11 protein-coding genes are annotated in these 15,597 nt (G+C 40.5%); 4 read left to right on the top strand and 7 right to left on the bottom strand.

Going from position 1 to position 15,597, the window contains the following annotated elements:
• Nucleotides 1-651: 651 nt before the first annotated feature.
• Nucleotides 652-2,832 carry a catalase/peroxidase HPI gene (katG, locus tag I6F42_RS00380; RefSeq protein WP_197149896.1) on the top strand — a complete coding sequence of 727 codons (2,181 nt, stop codon included), beginning with the start codon at nucleotides 652-654 and terminating at the stop codon, nucleotides 2,830-2,832.
• Nucleotides 2,833-2,994: 162 nt separating this feature from the next.
• On the opposite strand, the gene I6F42_RS00375 is transcribed toward katG, so the two are convergent.
• Nucleotides 2,995-3,567 (bottom strand): hypothetical protein, encoded by a 573-nt coding sequence (locus I6F42_RS00375; protein ID WP_010555231.1) that lies wholly within the window; start codon nucleotides 3,565-3,567, stop codon nucleotides 2,995-2,997.
• A 192-nt stretch (nucleotides 3,568-3,759) separates the two neighbouring features.
• On the opposite strand from I6F42_RS00375, the gene arfB reads away from it, so the two are divergent.
• Complete coding sequence (gene arfB / locus I6F42_RS00370) at nucleotides 3,760-4,173, top strand: alternative ribosome rescue aminoacyl-tRNA hydrolase ArfB (protein WP_007583522.1); 414 nt, start codon at nucleotides 3,760-3,762, stop codon at nucleotides 4,171-4,173.
• 129 nt (nucleotides 4,174-4,302) lie between these two features.
• Here arfB and eat read toward each other — a convergent pair whose 3' ends face one another.
• Genes eat through I6F42_RS00355 form a run of 3 tightly spaced genes read right to left on the bottom strand, consistent with a single transcriptional unit; the run spans nucleotide 4,303 to nucleotide 8,059 of the window.
• Nucleotides 4,303-5,709: an ethanolamine permease gene (gene eat / locus I6F42_RS00365; RefSeq protein WP_197149895.1), complete on the bottom strand. Its 1,407-nt coding sequence runs from the start codon at nucleotides 5,707-5,709 to the stop codon at nucleotides 4,303-4,305.
• Nucleotides 5,710-5,768: 59 nt separating this feature from the next.
• Nucleotides 5,769-6,656, bottom strand: a complete 888-nt coding sequence (gene eutC / locus I6F42_RS00360) for an ethanolamine ammonia-lyase subunit EutC (protein ID WP_101164387.1) — start codon at nucleotides 6,654-6,656, stop codon at nucleotides 5,769-5,771.
• Nucleotides 6,653-8,059 (bottom strand): ethanolamine ammonia-lyase subunit EutB, encoded by a 1,407-nt coding sequence (locus tag I6F42_RS00355; protein ID WP_197149894.1) that lies wholly within the window; start codon nucleotides 8,057-8,059, stop codon nucleotides 6,653-6,655. The genes eutC and I6F42_RS00355 overlap by 4 nt, the downstream gene beginning before the upstream one ends.
• A gap of 220 nt (nucleotides 8,060-8,279) precedes the next feature.
• On the opposite strand from I6F42_RS00355, the gene I6F42_RS00350 reads away from it, so the two are divergent.
• Nucleotides 8,280-9,230: a helix-turn-helix domain-containing protein gene (locus I6F42_RS00350; protein ID WP_197149893.1), complete on the top strand. Its 951-nt coding sequence runs from the start codon at nucleotides 8,280-8,282 to the stop codon at nucleotides 9,228-9,230.
• 638 nt (nucleotides 9,231-9,868) lie between these two features.
• Here I6F42_RS00350 and arfA read toward each other — a convergent pair.
• The 3 genes from arfA to I6F42_RS00335 all read right to left on the bottom strand — a co-directional run bounded on the left by arfA (nucleotide 9,869) and on the right by I6F42_RS00335 (nucleotide 14,022).
• Nucleotides 9,869-10,069: a ribosome alternative rescue factor ArfA gene (gene arfA, locus I6F42_RS00345; protein WP_165722939.1), complete on the bottom strand. Its 201-nt coding sequence runs from the start codon at nucleotides 10,067-10,069 to the stop codon at nucleotides 9,869-9,871.
• Between the two features lie 205 nt (nucleotides 10,070-10,274).
• The gene (locus I6F42_RS00340) at nucleotides 10,275-12,815 is read right to left on the bottom strand and encodes a TonB-dependent siderophore receptor (RefSeq protein WP_197149891.1); all 2,541 of its coding nucleotides are present in this window, start codon (nucleotides 12,813-12,815) and stop codon (nucleotides 10,275-10,277) included.
• A 253-nt stretch (nucleotides 12,816-13,068) separates the two neighbouring features.
• Complete coding sequence (locus I6F42_RS00335; protein WP_007583514.1) at nucleotides 13,069-14,022, bottom strand: sensor histidine kinase; 954 nt, start codon at nucleotides 14,020-14,022, stop codon at nucleotides 13,069-13,071.
• Nucleotides 14,023-14,222: 200 nt separating this feature from the next.
• Here I6F42_RS00335 and I6F42_RS00330 point away from each other — a divergent pair, with 200 nt between their 5' ends.
• A complete protein-coding gene (locus tag I6F42_RS00330) occupies nucleotides 14,223-15,551 on the top strand; it encodes an HD domain-containing phosphohydrolase (RefSeq protein WP_007583513.1) in 1,329 nt (442 codons plus the stop codon).
• The last annotated feature ends 46 nt before the right edge of the window (nucleotides 15,552-15,597 follow it).

The raw sequence follows: 15,597 nt of genomic DNA, 5'->3' as shown, positions 1-15,597 counted from the left end.
AATATGTCGTAGGGATTCACAGGAGAACAACTTCATACTAACTGAATCTTTATGAACAAATACTTAATTCAATTCAATTAGTTAAAAATATAAGAATACTCAAAGTATTCGGTTTATAAAGTAAAGGTGCATTGGGGTTAAGTAATGCACCTTTATAATTATAACTATATAACTACAATTTCATGGTGAAGGGGGGTATTCCAATGTGCGCTTTAAATAAATTAAAGCCACTTTCAAACCCTTCACATACCATTACGCCGAAATTTTTCAATTCGATCACAGGTCTAGTAAAAAGGTTAAGGTTAATTCACTAATTTGTTTTTTTATCTTACGTAATACTTTACACGAGCGCCATCAGGTTTATTTTTACTATTATTTTGAACGTAATTACAAAGCTATTGTTAAATACATCATTAGCAAAAGGCCAATCAAAAATATAAATTGGAGCAATCGTTTTAAATAGTATGTTGAGGCTGGCGTAGCATAATTTATGCGCCTATATTAAGGATACGTAAGTGTTTAGGCAGGCACACTAAATAATAAGTAAGCTGATTAAATAAAAATAACCGTTACTTTTTAAAAAGTTATAAATACATAAACAACAATACTGATTGATTAAGTATTTTACTTTTCTATTATAAGGATTCCAGAATGAGCAACCCTAAAGCAGGCCAATGTCCGGTCATGCACGGCAGTAATACTAAAACGTCTAATCCCAATACTGATTGGTGGCCAAATGCCCTAAACTTAGACATTCTTCATCAGCACGACACCAAATCAAATCCATACAATAGCGACTTTAATTACGCTGAAGCATTTAAATCAATCGATCTTGACGCGCTAAAAACAGACGTAAAAAGCTTAATGACCGATAGCCAAGATTGGTGGCCAGCCGATTGGGGACATTACGGCGGTTTAATGATTCGTTTAGCATGGCACTCAGCGGGTTCATACCGTTTAGCCGATGGTAGAGGGGGCGGTGGTACAGGTAATCAACGTTTTGCGCCACTAAATTCATGGCCAGATAACGGTAACCTCGACAAAGCGCGCCGTTTACTTTGGCCAATAAAGAAAAAATACGGTAACAAGCTTTCATGGGCCGACTTAATTATTTTAGCGGGCAACATGGCATACGAATCAATGGGTTTAAAAACCTTTGGTTTTGCCGGCGGCCGAGAAGATATTTGGCATCCTGAAAAAGACGTTTACTGGGGAGCTGAAAAAGAATGGTTAGCGCCAAGTGACGGCCGTTACGAAAGTGTAGATAAACCAGACACCATGGAAAATCCATTAGCCGCAGTACAAATGGGCTTAATTTATGTAAACCCTGAAGGTGTAAATGGTATCCCTGATCCGCTTAAAACAGCGGCCCAAATTCGCGAAACTTTTGCACGTATGGCAATGGATGACGAAGAAACCGCTGCATTAACGGTAGGCGGACACACAGTAGGTAAAGCGCACGGTAATGGCAAAGCAGAAAACTTAGGACCAGAACCAGAAGCTGCTGACGTACACGAGCAAGGCCTTGGTTGGAATAACACTACAACCCGTGGGATTGGCCGCGATACAGTTACATCAGGTGTAGAGGGCGCATGGACTACGCACCCAACACAATGGGATAACGAATACTGTAAGCTTTTATTAACCTACGAATGGGAACTCACTAAAAGCCCTGCAGGCGCTCATCAGTGGGAGCCTATTAATATTAAAGAAGAAGACAAACCTGTCGATGTAGAAGATTCATCAATTCGTTTAAACCCAATGATGACAGATGCTGATATGGCCATGAAAGTGGACCCAACGTACCGTAAAATTATTGAGCGTTTTTATAACGACTTTGACTACTTTTCAGACGTGTTTGCACGTGCCTGGTTTAAACTAACTCACCGCGATTTAGGTCCTAAATCATGTTACTTAGGTGCCGACGTACCAAGCGAAGACTTAATTTGGCAAGATCCAATTCCAGCCGTTGATTACACATTAACAGACGCCGAAATTAGTAATTTAAAAACCACATTATTAAATTGTGGTGTTAGTGCCGCTGATTTAATAAATACAGCGTGGGATAGTGCGCGTACGTATCGTGGTTCTGATAAACGCGGTGGCGCAAATGGCGCACGTATTCGTCTAGCACCACAAAAAGATTGGCAAGGTAATGAGCCAGAACGTTTAGCATCAGTACTTAGTGCGCTTGAAAAAGTGCAGGCTGGCTTGAGTAAACCTGTTAGCATCGCCGACTTAATTGTTTTAGGTGGTACAGCTGCTATCGAACAAGCAGCAAAACAAGCCGGTGTTGATGTAAACGTGCCGTTTGCTCCAGGACGTGGAGATGCAACAGATGAAATGACTGATGCAGAATCGTTTGATGTACTAGAACCCATTCACGATGGTTTTAGAAACTGGCTGAAAAAAGATTACGCAGTGTCAGCGGAAGAGTTATTACTAGAGCGCAGCCAACTAATGGGATTAAGTGCACCAGAAATGTCGGTACTTATTGGTGGGATGCGAGTACTAGGTACTAACTATGCTGGCAGCGAACATGGCGTATTTACAAATAGCGTAGGCTCATTAACCAACGACTTCTTTGTAAACTTAACTGACATGTCAAACCGTTGGGAGCCAACTCAAAAAGGTTTATACAATATAGTAGACCGTAAAAGTGGCACTACTAAATGGACTGCAACACGCGTTGATTTAGTATTTGGATCAAACTCTATATTGCGCGCACTTGCTGAGTTTTATGCACAAGACGACAACAAAGAGCGCTTTGTACATGACTTTGTAAACGCATGGGTAAAAGTAATGAACGCAGACAGATTCGATCTTAAATAATCTGTACGCTAAATAAAAACGGGGGAGTAATAATTTACTCCCCCGTTTTTGCATATAGTCCCGGTCAGTATTACTTATAAAATATTGTAATTTATCTAAGTCATATAAAAATTAGGCATTAAAAAAGGCGGCAAAAGCCACCTTTTTATAAAACAATAAAACTTATAGAAGTGCAAAAAGCTTTTGTAGTTGTGGCATGTATTCGCTCACAAGTTCAAGGTTGCTTTCGCTTACTAAAGACTCTGTAGACTCCTCAGCTGCGCTTGACGATTTACCAAACGAACCCATTAACGAACTAGCGCCTTTATCTTTAGCACTTTTCATACTTTGAAAACCGCCCATTACTTTATTCGCTGTTTCTTGATTATCAGCAGATAAACCCGATTTAAGGTTTTCGATATAAGCCATTGATACTTCAGAACCTACAGTTACTAGTTGCTCTGGTGTAAAGCCGTAGCGGCCTGTAACACCCGCGAAGCTTTTGTATAGGTCTTGCTCTTTAATCATGCTTAGTGCGCTATTAGCTAGAGAGCTTTGTTCGTCAACACTTTGATCTGCAGAACCACCTAACATACTTGCTAAGTCTAAGTCTTTTAAAGACTCTTGGCTGCTTGCCCAGCTCGTTACAGCTGGCAGTGCTTTCATATAGCTTTGAAGTTGACCTTCGTTAATATCTACTGCAAGGCTTGAGAAACTCATTGCTAATAAGCTAAGTGATACAAGTATTTTTTTCATTGAGCATTTCCTAGTATTAAAGTTGTGCCAATTAGAAACTAATAAGCAACACTTGCCAACACAAAATAATATATTGGCTGATTTTATAGTACAATTTATGAGAATTTATTTAAGTTCTAAGAATTTAGTTCATTCACCACAAGCTAATGTACTGATGATATAATACATTTTTGACAAATAGAGCTGAACACAATGTTAACAATTTCAAATACTGTCACTATCGATGAATGGGAACTAGAGCTTACGGCTATTCGTTCGCAAGGTGCCGGTGGTCAAAATGTTAACAAAGTAGCCAGTGCCATTCATTTACGCTTTGATATTAATCGCTCTAAATTACCTGATTTTTATAAAGAGCGTTTGCTAGCCTTAAATGATACAAGAATTACCAAAGAGGGCGTTTTAATAATTAAAGCGCAAAGCCACCGTACGCAAGAGCTAAACCGAGAAGATGCCCTTAAGCGCTTAAAAGATTTAATTCTTAGTGCTACCGTTGTTAATAAAGCGCGTCGTGCCACCAAGCCTAGCCGTAATTCACAGCGAAAGCGCATGGACAAAAAAACTAAACACGGGCAAAACAAAGCGCTACGCGGCAACATAAAGTTTTAGTTTTAAACGGTATTAATAAAGTAGATAAAGGACTTGATGCCTACATGCAGGCACCATTTTTACATCGTATTGTACGTATAAAAATATAAGTGAGGGGTAGCCTCACTTATATTTAATAACTATTAAAACCTACTTAGCCAGTTCTAAATCAGATTCTGCATTTGCCAACATTGCAAACTCTTCATCAGCGCTTTTAGCAACTAAGTGTTTTGAGCTATAGCCAAAGTAATATGCGGCGCCCACAATAAACAGCACCATAGTGTATAAAAATGCACGAGGGTCAAACGCATACACACCCGTTAATGCTATAAGCGACAGTACTAAAGCAATACTTGACGTAACTACGCCACCTGGAGTTTTGTACGGGCGAGGTAAATCAGGTTGTTTAACGCGAAGTAAAATATGGCTCAGCGCCATTAATGCATACGAGAGCGTTGCACCTACTACTGCCATTGCAAGTATTAAGTCACCCTCACCACTGAGTGATACTAAAAAGCCAAATACTGCCGGTACAATCAACGCACGTGCTGGCACTTTGCGATTAGTCGTAATAGACAACGAACGTGGTAAATAACCGGCTCTAGATAAAGCAAACACTAAGCGACTATAACCATAAATAATAGAGAAAAACGAAGCAACTAAACCCGCAAGCCCTAATATATTTACAACGGTTGCTAAGCCCTCACTACCGGATGCATTTAATGCATCAACTAAAGGCACAGCACTTGCGCCCATTGCAGCAGCACCGCCAGCACCAGGCACTAAAACAACAACTAAAAAAGCAGTAAATAACAAAAAGATCATTGCACCAATAATGCCTTTTGGCACATCTTTAGCGGGATCTTTTGCTTCTTCAGCAGCAAGTGGTACACCTTCAACCGCCAAAAATAACCACATGGCAAACGGTAATGCAGCCCAAACCCCGTACCAACCTAAAGGTAAAAACTCACTAGCTCCCACTGCATCGGTTACGGGGACGTCAAATAAGCGCGATGCATCAAAATTTGTGATTAAAACAAAAGCCGTTGCAATAATAGCTAATACCGCTAAACCACTTATTACCATCATTACTTTAAGCGCTTCTCCTACGCCCGCTAAATGAATTCCCACAAATAGTAAGTAAAATAATGCATATACCCATGGGCCATTAAACCCGGTTAGGGCTTCAACTGCCGAGCCTATAAAAATAACAATAGCAGCAGGCGCTAAGGCATATTCAATTAATACGGCAAGCCCGGTTAAATAGCCTCCCGCTGGCCCCATAGCTTGACGCGCAAAACTATAACCACCGCCTGCAGCAGGTATTGCAGCTGACATTTCAGCAAGCGATAGTACAAGCGCTAAATACATAACCGCCATTAATACTGCAGCAATGGCAAAACCACCCCAACCGGCTTCGGCGATACCAAAGTTCCAGCCTGCAAAGTCACCCGATATTACATACGACACACCCAAACCTGCGAGCAATAACCACCCCGCAGTACCCCGTTTTAACTGTCTTTTAGCAAGGTACTCTGTATTATTATTAGTAGACATAACCTTTCTCCGTTGATGTTTAGTTTTTATTTTTTTATTTCATGTGTTTTTAATTAAAATTACTCAGCAATTAAAAAGTTAGTGGTTGAAACCTGATGCTCAATTACATCATCTTGTGTGCGGTCTTTTAAATTAACCCCAGTTAGTTTCAGTTTTTTAGCTTCACGTAATAAGTACAGTGCGCGTCTCGCCGCTTCTGTATAAGGTAGGCCTGCAGGGCGAATATTCGATATGCAATTACGACATGCATCGTTAAGTCCTGTTTTGGGCTCCCATGTTAAATACAAGCCAAGGCTATCTGGCGAACTAAGTCCTGGGCGCTCTCCTATTAACACCATAACCACCTGCGCATTTAGCAGCTCACCTATATCGTCGCCAATCGCTACTCGCCCTTGCTCAACCAAAGTAATGGGAGCAATTTTAAATTGCTTGTCTGTTGTAAGGTGCGTTAATAGCTCTGTTATAAATGGGTATGCATTTTTTTGTACCGCCAACGACGAAAGTCCATCAACCACTACAATCGCTAAATCGTATTTAACCTGCGTAGTGTGTTTTTGTTTATTCATATAGCTGAGAAGTACTTGCCTACCATTTTCATCAAGTTTGCGGCCTAAATCGGGTCGCTGAAGGTAAGTAACTCTGTCAACGGCTTGGCTGTGTAAATGCAGGGGAGGGGCAACCTCTTTTAGAGCACTAATACTGCCTAGTTGCTCAGTCATTTCGTTAATATCAAGCGGAAAACTCACCGCATCACGCGCTTGTGCATGAGATAGCTGAAAAGCCAGCATTTCTGAGGTTGGCAAACTTATACCAGCGCGACCAAGCCCAATACGGGCGTCGGTAAAACGCCGTAAATCACTCCAAGGGTTGTGCACTACATTACCGTTATTTTTATGCTCATTTACTGAGTTATCTAATGGAGTGGTCGGTTTTGAACGTGATTTCATGAGCCACCTCCAGCAATTGCACCCAGAGGTTTAGCAAAAGCGGGAGGCAAGGTATCTGAAAGTGTCATATCGGAAGTGCTTTGCATAATTTTCATTTTGCTTAGCCATGCTTCAAACTCAGGGGCGGGTCTAGAGCCAAGAACTCGACGCACATATAATGCATCATGAAACGACGTAGTTTGGTAGTTAAGCATAATATCATCAGAGCCAGGTATTCCCATTACAAACGAGCAACCTGCAACACCTAATAGCGTTAGCAAATTATCCATATCGTTTTGATCGGCCTCTGCATGATTGGTGTAACACACGTCGCACCCCATCGGTATGCCTAGTAACTTAGCGCAAAAGTGATCCTCAAGTCCTGCTCGGGTAATTTCTTTACCATCAAACAAATATTCAGGGCCAATAAACCCCACCACGGTATTAACCAGTAACGGATCAAACTTACGAGCAACTGCATAAGCGCGAGCTTCACACGTTTGCTGATCAAGCCCATGATGCGCATTTGCTGAAAGCGAACTGCCTTGCCCAGTTTCAAAATACATCACATTATTGCCAACAGTGCCGCGCTTTAAACTCAAAGCGGCATCTTGCGCTTCAGCTAAGGTATTTAAATTAAAACCAAAACTTGAGTTAGTAGCCTCCGTGCCGCCAATCGACTGAAATACCAAATCAACCGGTGCGCCAGCTTCTATACATTCAATAGTGTTAGTAACATGGGTAAGCACACAGCTTTGCGTCGGTATGGCGTATTTTTGAATAACATCATCCATTAATGTCATTAATTTAATGGCCTGGGCAACGTTGTCGGTTGCTGGGTTTATACCTATTACGGCATCGCCATTACCGTATAGCAGCCCATCAAGCATGCATGCAGCAATACCGTTAATATCGTCAGTTGGATGATTGGGTTGTAAACGTGTAGATAAATGCCCAGGAAGGCCAATAGTGTTTCTAAAAGCACTTGTAACATGGCACTTTTTAGCAATTAATATGAGATCTTGATTACGCATTATTTTGCTAACAGCAGCAGCCATTTCGGGCGTAATACCTTGCCTTATACTTGCAAGTACAGCGGGTGTTGCAAAGTCGCTTAAAAGCCAATTACGAAAATCACCTACGGTTAAATGTGCAATAGCCATAAAGGCATTGGCATCGTGCTCGTCAATAATTAAGCGTGTAATTTCGTCATCTTCGTAGGGAATAAGTGCCTCATTTAAAAATGTTTTAAGAGGTACATCGGCCAATGTCATTTGTGCCACAGCACGTTCTTGTGCTGATTGTGCAATGACACCCGCTAAGCGATCACCCGAACGTTGCGGCGTTGCTTTAGCCATTAACTGGGCTAAGTTCTTGAATTTATAAGTGTGTGTACCTAAAGTGTAACTGTACGCTTGCCCCATGATTTACTCCACATAACTAATATGATAAACCTTGGTATAGGTTTTGCTACATCTTTAGCTATAAATCAATTTTCAATAGTTACAAGACAGCTTATTTTGTACCAAGTAACTATCGAATTTCGGCAAAAGATTATTTATTAATCCAATTCAATTGGTTACATACGCAAAGCGGTGTTAACTTAACCATAATAAAAGTGTAACGAAAAAGAGCACCCCCTATATGGCGCAGCAAAGTAGCTACAACGCACCACTAAAGAGCAAGGTGCAAACACACGATATAGACGAGCAAGCGCATAGCCTTACTCAATGGCAGCAAAAATACGATCAAATGAGCGACGGCAGCTTTTATGGTTTTATTGAGGAAACAGATTACGTCAATATTCATGTGTTTAAAGAATACACCGAGCGAGCGCTTCGTCAGCAATGTAACATCGCCCCCAATTCGGTTTGGCTTGGCATTCCTTGTCAGTCGCAGCAAAGTAAGATTAATGGTCTAAGTGTGGCAAGTAATCAATTTATGTGCCGTACAAGTGATAATGACTTTGAGCTGATAACCCCTGAGCAATTTAATATTTATGGTTTGGTAATCGATTGGAATTCAATTGAATATATGGCGCAACTACAAGGCGTAACATTGAAAAACCTATCATCAGCACAATCAGCTCGCTTATCGGTAAGCAACTCATCATTACAAACGGCAAGGCAAATAATTAATAGCATGGTTGTGGGCAAGGGCTTTGGACTTAAAACCGAATCGCAACAAGATATGCTAAACATGTTGGCACTACACTTATTACAGGCAGATAATCCACAACAAAATATTGCGCCAAGTTATAAACACCGAAAAGCCGTAGTAGATAAAGTAAAAGATTACGTGGCCACAAATCCACAAAACCCAATAACCATAACCGAGCTGTGCGAGCTTGCCTTTGTAAGTAGGCGCACACTTCAATATAGTTTTGAGAGTATTTTAGGAATTAACCCTTTGCGGTTTTTACGTTTAACACGTTTAAATAATGTAAGGCGGGAACTAAAAAAACCAAACCAAGATAAGCCAATTTCAGTAATAGCAGCCAATTGGGGATTTTGGCATGCGGGACAATTTGCTAAAGATTACACGCAACTATTTGGTGAAAACCCATCACAAACAGTTAAAAATTCAGCACAGTAGTTTAAACCACCGTGCTCTACAAACTTGTAGGTGCGAATTTACTTCGCGCTCGTGTAACGTGGCTTTAATGCTCTAAAAGTGAAAGCGAGGTATAAAACCTCACCTACATCGTGCAAACAGCAAACCCGTAGGCGCGAATTTATTTCGCGCTTATGTAATTTAGCTTTAATACTTTAAAAGTAAAAGCGAAGTATAAAACCCCACCTATATTGTGCAAACACCAAACCCGTAGGTGCGAATTTATTTCGCGCTTATGTAACATGGCTTTAATGCTCTAAAAGTGAAAGCGAAGTATAAAACCTCACCTACATCGTGCAAACACCAAGCCCGTAGGTGCGAATTTATTTCGCGCTCAGGTAACGTGGCTTCAATGCTTTAATAGCGAGGTATAAAACCTCACCTACATCGTGCAAACACCAAACCCGTAGGTGCGAATTTATTTCGCGCTTATGTAACGTGGCTTAAATGCTCTAAAAGTAAAAGCGAGGTATAAAACCTCACCTACACCGTGCAAATACCAAACCCGTAGGTGCGAATTTATTTCGCGCTTATGTAACGTGGCTTGTATGCTTTAAAAGTAAAAGCGAGGTATAAAACCTCGCTTACTATATTCAAAAGCCCTATTTGATCGGTGCTATTTAAGCCGCGATTAAATAGGACTCTTGTCCTGAATGCTTGTTGCTACGTTTAAACGAACCTTTGCCTTTTTTAGCTTTAACCACTTGTGGTTTAAATAATTTAGAGGTGACCATTGCCGCTAGTGCATTGTGGTTTATAACGCCTCGTCCTGTGTCTACCGCGCTGTTGCTTGCGGTTTTTGCTTTAGATTTTTTAGTCATATATTTCCTATCAACTAAAGTTAAATAATAAAAAGGCTTTTATATTAGCCTATTTAAGAGATGGCGATTGTAGGCTTAATTTTCAACCGCGCAAGTATTTTTAATGCCCAACAGGTACTTTTTTAATAATAAAAAAGCATAAAAAAGCGCAGTTAATAACTGCGCTTAATATTACTTTAGTTTGCTTTACTTTTTTATAAGATAATTAAAAACTAAAGCTTACTTTTGCGTAGTACGTTCTGCCGTCAAAGCCGTATGGCAATGCGCGTACTGGGTATTTAAATGCGCCGTTGGTGATAAAATTAAGTACTTCGTCGTCGCCTAGCTCGTCTGGCGTTTCGTCAAATACGTTATCGGCACCCACCGAAAGCGCAAACATGTCGTTAATTTGGTAGCTAACATTTAAATCAACTAACACAGCAGATTCAACCGTACTTGTTGGTTTAAATGAACCGGTAGGCGAAAGCTCACCTGGTAATGAAATATGGTCGTTACCAAAGTATTTTACGTCTGTTTCGCCAAAGTAGTTAAAGCGAATGGTTGATGTGTAGGCATCGCGTTCGTAGTCAAACGTAAGCGTTGCACGTTCACTAGGTTGTCCGTCGGTAAAAAAGCTACGTTGTAAATCATCAAAAGCAACCGCTTCAGGAATACCGTCTTCAGCATTTACGCCGTCAATTTTAGTATCGTTTAGGTTACCTGCAAAGGTTACTCCTAAATTGCCGCCTTCAACTTCAGTGCGGTACGATGCAATAATATCAACACCTTGCGTAGTAGAATCAACCGAGTTTGAGAAGTAGTTAGCTTGCACTGCTCCTGTTGCTTGTAGCGCTGCAACTGCTTCTGAGCTAAACGATACGTCGTCAGCGGTAAGTAAGCTGCCAAGCGTAATACGGTCTTCAATTTCTACGCGGTAAAAATCAACCGTTAACGAAAGCTCGCTTGTTACATCGTAAACAAAACCAGCACTGTAGTTTGTTGAAGTTTCAAGCTCTAAGCTATCTACGCCTAACGCACTTGGGAAGGCTGTACCGGTGTTTGCAGTGAACGATTGCGTTAATGTACCATCTGAGCCTAAGTTAGTTGTAAAGGCTGTATAACCACTTTGTTGAAGTGATGGTGCTCTAAAACCAGTAGATACCGCACCACGTACAGCAAAGTCATCTGAAAATTCATAACGTGTTGCTAATTTACCAATTAAATCATCCCCAGCATCTGAGAAATCTTCATAACGTAGCGCACCACTGACGTTCCATGCATCGGTGATCATAGTTTCTACGTCTACATAAACTGCGTAGCTGTTACGGTCGCTGTCGTTAGCCGCTTCAGGGCGTAGGCCGTTATAAGCCTGAAAACCACACTGTGCAAATTGGTCCGGATCGTTTACTGATGGGTACGAGGTATCCATATTTGCTAGTCCACAGGCGTATGATGCTTCATCGCCAGGTACTATTTCGTAGTTTTCTTTACGGTATTCAGCGCCTACTGTTACATATAAAGGTTCACCACGGCCAATATCTACAATACCGTTTACATCAAGGTTAACCGTTGTTTGATCAAATCTAAAACCACCTGAGTAACCGCCACTAGGGCCTGAATTTGCTGCAATATCGGCATCGCTTGCACTTGGGTTGTTAAATAAATACTCAGCCGCGTAAGAAGCGTTTAATGTATTGCGTGATGTAAAGTCGTATTGATTTTCACCATAAACAGCCGATACATCGTAATTCCAATCTGTGTTTATATCGCCTTTAAAACCAAGCGCGACTGAAATATCTTGTGCTTCGTTATATATGCGCGGTAAAAAACCATCGCTGTATACTTGTGTTACGTTTTTAGAGGCTTCGTTAAAGTTACGGTAAAAACCATTACCCAGCGCCGTGCGCTCTGAGTAGCCACCAAACGAGTAAAGCTCGCCGTCGCCCATTGGTAATGCCATGTTGTAAAATAACGATGTAAATTCACTTTCTGAGTTACCTTGGCCCCAGCGTACATCTTCACTTAACGTACCTGGTTCAACATTAAGCGAACCCCCCGTATCACGCTCGGCGCGGTTAGTGCCATCGGCATCACGGTACTCAAGCGATAGGTTAATAAAGCCGCCTTCGTTACCTATATCAAAACCACGGTTTAAACCTGCTGAAATAGTGTCGCCGTCACCTTCACTTGTGCCGCCGTATTGTACAAAACCCGTTGTAATACCGGTTGAGTTATTAAGAGATAAGTTAATTACGCCTGCAATAGCATCAGAGCCATATTGCGCTGCTGCGCCATCGCGTAATACTTCAACGCCTTTAAGGGCCGTTAGCGGAATGGCATTCATATCGGTACCCGCAGCGCCTGCGCCTACTGTACCGTTAAGGCCAAAAATTGATTGGTTATGACGACGTTTACCATTTACTAATACAAGAGTTTGATCTGGCTGTAAGCCACGAAGTGTGGCGGGTCTAAATAAATCAGAACCGTCAGATACTTGTGTACGCGAAAAGTTAAATGAAGGCGCTGTCGCTTGCAGGCTTTGGCCAAGCTCGGTAAAGCCACCTTTGGTTAAATCATCTGCGTCAATTAAATCAATAGGAGAAGAAGACTCAGTAGAAGTACGGTTAGATACACGCGATCCTAATACAGATATTTGCTCAATGTTTTTAGCAGCTTGCACTGGTGCTTCTTCTGCGTTAACAATGCTTGGTGCGCTAAACGCGAAAGCAACGGCTACAGCAAGTGTGTTTAAACGGTATGTTGGCATAGTGACGACCCTGTTTTTTTGTGTTCTTATAATATGTGTGTGGTTATGGTGCTCATAACCTGTTGCAAACATCCTAGCAACATATGCAAACAAAAAGAAATGAAAAAAACTAAATATTTGGTCTAAGTATGCAAATAAATTTCAAGATAAGAAAAAACCACCTTTAATCGATTAAAATACATGCTGAAAGGGCATTAAACTTCAAAAAAAGATCTATTAACTTTTTATTTACATTGTGGTTTTGTTCGTTAGTTTACGCTTTTAAAGGTAATAGGCAGCGGATGGTCGTACCTGTCCCTAATGTGCTGTTAACTTCTATTTTTCCGCCATGATCGCTCACCATAGCGTATACAAGTGTCATACCCATACCGGTACCTTCACCAACTTCTTTTGTTGTATAAAAAGGGTCAAACATATGCGCTATTGTGTCTTCACTCATTCCACAGCCATTATCTTTTACCTCAATACAGATATTTGTGTTTAGTTCAAAAATATTGACCTCAATAATGCAGCCTTTTTCTAAATCAAGCTCGCATGCTTGCCAAGCATTCATTAATAGATTTACAAAAATTTGATTAATTGACGATAAATTGCACCAAATAAGTGGTAGTGGTTCAAACCGCGTTTTTATCTCGCATAGTTTGAGTTTGTTACTTAATAATCTTAAAGCATTATTAGCACCCGTTGTTACATCGGTTAGTTGTTTATCTTGCGAGGAGGAGGGGTGGGCAAAGTTTAATAAGTCATGCACAATTTGTTTTATTCGTTTGAGTCCTTCAACGCTGTCGTTAACTTGTCCCTGCAAATTGTTATAAAGCCACGCATACGGATACTGTAAATTGAGTATGTCTATTTCGTGTTTAAAACGGCTTTCTTTAATTTCATTGTTTAAGTATTGCTCGTTAAGCTTTAGCAACGTGATAAGCAAAGGAGTAGAATTTTGTAAGCTTTCTATATTACTCATTGCATAGGCAAGCGGGGTATTTATTTCGTGGGCTACGCCTGCACAAAGCGTTCCTAAGGTTGCCATTTTTTCGGTTTGCACAAACAGCATTTGCTGGTGTTCTAAATCGGCTACTTTTTTTTGTAATTCATTATTTATGGCAACTAAAACGGTGCTTTTATCTTTGAGTAATTGTTCTGCGGCCAAGCGCAGCTTTTGTTCGTTTAAAAAAGCACGTTCAAAATTACCATCTGATCCATTCATTCCTTTCATCCATATAGATAACTTTATACTTAACGTTTAGTCGTCTACATGCAAATTTGCAACTTTAGTGTGAGCATTTATCTACTTATAGATAATAACCATATTAGGTGACTCCTACTCTATATAAAAGGTAAGCATAAACAGGTCACGGATGTTTTTTTAAGCTATTATTTAGCCAGAAGTAATTTAAAGGCGGCGCAATGACTCAAGCAACACCAAACACACCCATGAATCAGGTTGATGTACTTTGTATTGATGATGACGAAATAGTACTACGTACGTTAACACGACTACTTGAAGTAAATGGCTTAACGGTTATTGTTTGCGATAATCCGCAAAACGCATTAACACTTTTTAAAAATCATGAATTTGGTTTAATTATTAGCGACATGCGGATGCCAGTAATGAACGGTGCCGAGTTTTTAGAAAAAGCGCGTGCGCTGGCACCCGACACTCAACGCATTTTATTAACCGGTTACGCCGATATACAAACAACCCTAGCGGCTGTTAATCAAGGGCAAATAAATGGTTATATTCAAAAACCATGGCAAAACGATTTATTACTTCGAAGCATTAAAGATAGCCTAGAAAAATTTGCGCTAAAAAAGCAAAACAAAAAATTAGAAACACAAGTTAAGGCACAAAACCAAGAACTACTTGAGCTAAACAACACGTTAGAGCAACGAGTAGAAAAACGTACCTTACAAATCAAACAAGTTTTAAAAAAGCTTGAAGACGCCAACGAACGCGAAAAACAAGAGCACAAATCAACCGTTGAGCTGCTATATAATTTTGTTAACGCAAATCCTTACCTTGATGGCAACAAAGCACAAAATATTGCAAATACCTGCACACAAATAGCGCTTTACTTAAACCTGTCGCAAAAAAGCATTGATCTTGCCCCAATGGCGGGTTATTTAGCACAAATAGGTTTGCTTGCTATGGACCCTGAACTTTATAAAAAACCGCTAAATCGGTTAAATGAGCAACAACGTAAGACCTTTTATACTCACCCAAGTACTGCACAATTAATGCTAATGCCAGCAATACATTTACACGATTTATCGGATGCTATTTATTATCAGTTTGAACGTTTTAATGGAAATGGAATGCCCAAAGGCCTTGCTGGAAACGACATACCGATAGGCGCTATGGTGCTAGGTTTAGCGCGCGACTATTGGGATGCGTTTGAGCAGAGCAATGCAAGCGATGAAAAGCAGCGCCACGAGGACGCACTCGAAAGTGTAAAACTTTATAGTGGTTCGTTTTACCACCCTAAAATAGTTCGTGCGCTTGAAGCAAGCCATGCAAAACTACACGAACAAAAAAGTATCGCAGGATCAGTACTAATTTGTAATGCCCATGAGCTTAAAGATCAAATGATACTCGGCCATGCTCTGCACAGCCATTCGGGTATAATGTTGCTGCCTAAAGGTCATGTATTTAGCCGCAAATCAATAGAAAAACTGCAGCAACTAGAATCTAAAAAACCAGCCCCATTTAGAATTATGGTTAAAACTGCTAAATGATTGATCTAAACGGCAGTTTTTTTCGTTACAATGTGCATAAAATACA

It is taken from the genome of Pseudoalteromonas sp. SWYJZ12 (assembly GCF_015864395.1).
In the GTDB taxonomy this organism is placed as follows: domain Bacteria; phylum Pseudomonadota; class Gammaproteobacteria; order Enterobacterales; family Alteromonadaceae; genus Pseudoalteromonas; species Pseudoalteromonas arctica.
This window is presented reverse-complemented; position numbering and strand designations above follow the sequence as displayed.

Excerpts from the sequence above, each read along its gene's own strand:
- katG (WP_197149896.1), top strand. The coding sequence starts at position 652 with ATGAGCAACCCTAAAGCAGGCCAATGTCCGGTCATGCACGGCAGTAAT.
- I6F42_RS00375 (WP_010555231.1), bottom strand. The coding sequence starts at position 3,567 with ATGAAAAAAATACTTGTATCACTTAGCTTATTAGCAATGAGTTTCTCA.
- arfB (WP_007583522.1), top strand. The coding sequence starts at position 3,760 with ATGTTAACAATTTCAAATACTGTCACTATCGATGAATGGGAACTAGAG.
- eat (WP_197149895.1), bottom strand. The coding sequence starts at position 5,709 with ATGTCTACTAATAATAATACAGAGTACCTTGCTAAAAGACAGTTAAAA.
- eutC (WP_101164387.1), bottom strand. The coding sequence starts at position 6,656 with ATGAAATCACGTTCAAAACCGACCACTCCATTAGATAACTCAGTAAAT.
- I6F42_RS00355 (WP_197149894.1), bottom strand. The coding sequence starts at position 8,059 with ATGGGGCAAGCGTACAGTTACACTTTAGGTACACACACTTATAAATTC.
- I6F42_RS00350 (WP_197149893.1), top strand. The coding sequence starts at position 8,280 with ATGGCGCAGCAAAGTAGCTACAACGCACCACTAAAGAGCAAGGTGCAA.
- arfA (WP_165722939.1), bottom strand. The coding sequence starts at position 10,069 with ATGACTAAAAAATCTAAAGCAAAAACCGCAAGCAACAGCGCGGTAGAC.
- I6F42_RS00340 (WP_197149891.1), bottom strand. The coding sequence starts at position 12,815 with ATGCCAACATACCGTTTAAACACACTTGCTGTAGCCGTTGCTTTCGCG.
- I6F42_RS00335 (WP_007583514.1), bottom strand. The coding sequence starts at position 14,022 with ATGAATGGATCAGATGGTAATTTTGAACGTGCTTTTTTAAACGAACAA.
- I6F42_RS00330 (WP_007583513.1), top strand. The coding sequence starts at position 14,223 with ATGACTCAAGCAACACCAAACACACCCATGAATCAGGTTGATGTACTT.